General features: G+C 39.7%; 4 protein-coding genes. All 4 read right to left on the bottom strand.

The window, feature by feature from the left end; genetic code table 11:
• Positions 1–37 precede the first annotated feature (37 nt).
• Positions 38–469, bottom strand: coding sequence for a Holliday junction resolvase RuvX (ruvX, locus tag KA531_04040; protein MBP6006038.1), 432 nt, complete (start codon positions 467–469; stop codon positions 38–40).
• Between the two features lie 545 nt (positions 470–1,014).
• Positions 1,015–1,551: a hypothetical protein gene (locus tag KA531_04035; GenBank protein ID MBP6006037.1), complete on the bottom strand. Its 537-nt coding sequence runs from the start codon at positions 1,549–1,551 to the stop codon at positions 1,015–1,017.
• 32 nt (positions 1,552–1,583) lie between these two features.
• Positions 1,584–3,020, bottom strand: a complete 1,437-nt coding sequence (locus KA531_04030) for a peptidoglycan binding domain-containing protein (GenBank protein MBP6006036.1) — start codon at positions 3,018–3,020, stop codon at positions 1,584–1,586.
• A gap of 4 nt (positions 3,021–3,024) precedes the next feature.
• On the bottom strand, positions 3,025–3,950 hold a 926-nt coding region (locus KA531_04025), incomplete at its 5' end, for a hypothetical protein (GenBank protein ID MBP6006035.1).

Below are 3,950 nucleotides of genomic sequence, written 5' to 3'. Positions count from 1 at the left end.
ATAGGATTGAAGCTTCCCGAATAGAGAGCTACCTTATTCAAGCCAATCCCTGCTCCCTTAAGCTAATCAAATAATCCCTTAATATTAAGGTAGCACTATAGCTGTGTAATAGATCTTTTTGCTTTAAGATTGGAAGCTTCTGCTCTCGTTTGGTTAACAATTTCTTGGCATCGATGCTTGTAGCAAACTCATCCTGAAAAACTATATCGACACTGGGTAATTCCTGTTTTAATCTTTGATAAAACCCTATCACTTCTCTAGTCTGCTCGGTCTCCTGACCGTCAACACCCGTTGGCAAACCAAGAACGATCAGCTCTGGACTATGCAAACCAATTCTATCCTTGAGATCTTGAGTGTCAACCGTCCTATCTGGCACAACGACATCCTGACCTTTTGGCTTGATTGCTAGTCCACAATGACGACTACCATAGTCAATCCCAATCACCAGCTTATCTCGAACTTTCTGCATAGACTTATTATATATGATACCCTATGATAAACTAAACTTGTTATATCAAGCTCAAAGAATCACTCAGCCTCCGAAATTAATCCTAAGCATTTTGAAAACCAATCCGATGTTCGTCGTACTCGCCCAGAAATATTTTTTTGCTGATTCTAGCCTAGCCCCAATAAAACCTATATTTAATCCCCGGAAGGCGACTCACAAACGTTAGCTAATATCTTGGATGAAATCCAGAATGTCTTATCAGCTAATACTCTAGACATGCCTGAACAGGCTAGCTATATCATACTTAAACAAGGAGAAGCTTGGGAACAATCAGTAATTGATCTTATTATGAGTTGGCTAAAATCTCATAATAATAGACTCTTGACCTATGTGCAAATTGAGGGCAGAAAAAGATTAGCAACATATGCATTCCCACTAACTATCGAGGCACTGGAGAGTCTCCATGAGAAATTTGAACAAAAATCCTATGATAGCCTTCCCCTATTAGTAAGCTTATTCTGCGAATCATAAGATGCATCAATCAGGGTACAAGGCTTAATCGATAACTAAAATTTGCCAACCCTCAGCATCCACCATCTTCCAAGCTCCCGATTCTTCAAGACCCTCCAATCACCCCCCAAATCCTGACTATCAATTTTCTCTGGCGTGACCAACAAAACAATTGTACCCACTTCCAACTGCCTAGCAAGCCCCGATAATACTTTCAGCGCTAAAGCACGTCGCAAAAATCCATAATACAAAGTATTATTACCCAACCAATCCTTGGGCATACTTAAATCTCTTAAATCTTGACCCAAACTCTTCTGACCCCTAAGTCGAGCAATAAATCGCAACAACCAAAACTTCTCGACCCCCATAAGATTCATGAACTGACCACTGCGTTTGATATGTATCAATACTCGCCCATTGCCAGATCCAAGATCAACAAACTGTAAATTGTAAATGTCACCCAGACCCACCAACGCCTCATTGATTATTTGATCGACAAGAGCTAGATCCAGATACACTTCTTCAGCACCAGCTAGGCGTGATCGCTCAGCCAAATAAAACCGCACCAAAATACTAATCAAGACAAAGGTCAAAATACCGACTAGCCCTATATTGAGAACCGACCCTAGCGTACCCAGACCTGTGTCCCAACACTCGACCAGTTGTAAATGAAGGCAGCCGTATCATCTGGTAAATTGACACACCCATGTGAACCTCCATAATAATAATCAGGTCCACCAAATTGTGTTCGCCACTCAGCATCATGAAGCCCAATCCCCCCATCAAAAGGCATCCAGTAGTCTACAGGTACGTCATAATCCCAACCATATGGAGCCCCACTCAGCCTGGTATTGGTAGTCTTATAATAAATACTGAATAACCCTCGATTGGTCGGGAATCCGGCTCCAGCAGCTCCACTAGTTACTGGGGAATCATAAATCATATTACCATTCTCATAAACCCAAAGATGCTGTTGATCCAAACTTATTTCAATAAATGTTCCAGATTTAATACCAGCCACTTGATTGTAAACTATCTGAAATGGCACCTCGATCATGCTAGCACTTGCTATTACTCTGTCTTGATTATTTTCCAACTGACCATAAACACTATCCGTTAATTTAACCTGATCAATACTTTTACCATTCTGACCCTCGGCAATCACATTAGTAACTCCTCCAGCAGCAGTTATCTGCTTATCCTGAACTGGCAAATCAACCTGTGTTGCCACCCCTGCTACCCAACTAGCTATCTGGTCTCTATTCAAACTATACCCTACACTATCCAACTCTGCATTATAGTCTTCTAAACCTGGATTGTTAATATTGATCCAACTTGCTTTGGTCACTGGATCAACTGTAAAATAATTACTACCAACATCTATACTAACCTCTCCATCAAGCAGTTCAATAATTCGGTTTTTGACAGTAATCAAGTCTTTTGACTGAATCTTGGCATCTGTCTCAACTGGATCAACTTCGACTACCAAATCTTGCTGATCAGTATTTAAAGCAGCAATAATCTGATGCTTTAAATCCTCTACATCAACCAATTTACCTGGCTTGTCATCTGTAATTTGAATCTGTCCTTCATTGGTCACGATCTGGGCATTTTGGGGCTTCTCTGCACTTTCAGCAATAATCTTGTTGGTGACTTGATCGAATTTATCTTGATCAAAATAATAACTAAAGTTATAGTCCGATCGATCTTGATCCACCAGAATATTAGATAGATTGAGCAAAGCAAATTGAGTATGCCTACCGTATTGATAAGCTAAATTCAGACTGGTTTCAAGGTCTAATGTTGCACCAAGCTCTTCGGTATCAAACTGATATTGTTTATCCCCGATCTTTAAGGTCAATTTGATCTGATTGTTATCAACCTGAAGCATCTCTCTTGCTTCAGCTAAGCTGACACCTCCGAGCTTGTGTCCCCCTAGACTAACACCAGGCAAAAACTTACCTTCCAGATAGAATTGCAATCCAGTGTTGAGCAACAATACAAATACTCCTACAGCTAGCAAGGATAAACCAATCTTCTTATGTTTTTTTATCGTTTCCACTTGTCTATTCTATTTTAACACGAAACTTTTCCCAAATCAAAACTTCGATTGTGCTAATTTGTTCAGAGATAACTTGTTTGTTAGGTTGTGAACCAGTGTCCAAATATAGCCTCAACGTCAGTGCACGACTGTCTTGATGGTAATAATCTCCCTGGTAAGACACATCTACAACAAAATCTAACTGTTTTAAGCAATCCTTGATTGTAGCAAAATCCAAATCCTGACCATAGATTTGCAGTGTTAAATCACGCTTGGTTAGCTGATAAGGATATGGACTAGCATAAATTTGATTTTGATTGAAGCTTTGATAATATTCTTCAAGATCAAGCTCCAATACACTAACCTCCTGGTCTCGTACACCCAAATTCTCCAATCTTGCCTGATTAATCTGACCCAGCCAACCAATCAATTTATCACTATCTTCACTGTCCACCAATTTGATAACCCTATTTGGCAAATATCCTTCAAGATACGTAGGTTGTAAATTAAGATTGCTATTTATCATCAAATTCTCTAGTTCTTGCCTCGCCCTAAGCAGAGAATTTTGTCCAGATATACCGATAGCCAATCTCATTCTCTGACTCAACCCATCATCTTCTTTGATAAAAACATTGCCAATCTCAAAAATACCCAATGCTTGATTGTCAAGATCAGGCCTAACCATATCTGCTAGATTTACCAAGATACCAGGCAATAAATCTGCCCTGAAATACTTATGAGTACTAGATACTGGATTCGCTACTTCCAAATGCTGACTATCTAGATAATTACTCAGGGCAACTTCCGACTGACTAACTAAGCTATAATTTAATACTTCGACCAAACCTCGCCCCACCAATTTCTCTCTGAGACCTGTAGTCTTGATTAATAGTTGATCAGAAGGATTATCTGGATGATTGACCACCTTATCATGCTTGATAGGTATTTGCC

Source organism: Candidatus Saccharibacteria bacterium (genome assembly GCA_017983775.1).
GTDB lineage: Bacteria > Patescibacteriota > Saccharimonadia > JAGOAT01 > JAGOAT01 > JAGOAT01.
The sequence above is the reverse complement of the archived record's forward strand: the minus strand, read 5'-3'. Positions and strand labels throughout refer to the sequence as shown.

What these genes read in the sequence shown, in the direction of transcription:
- ruvX (MBP6006038.1), bottom strand. Translation starts at nt 469, where the DNA reads ATGCAGAAAGTTCGAGATAAGCTGGTGATTGGGATTGACTATGGTAGT.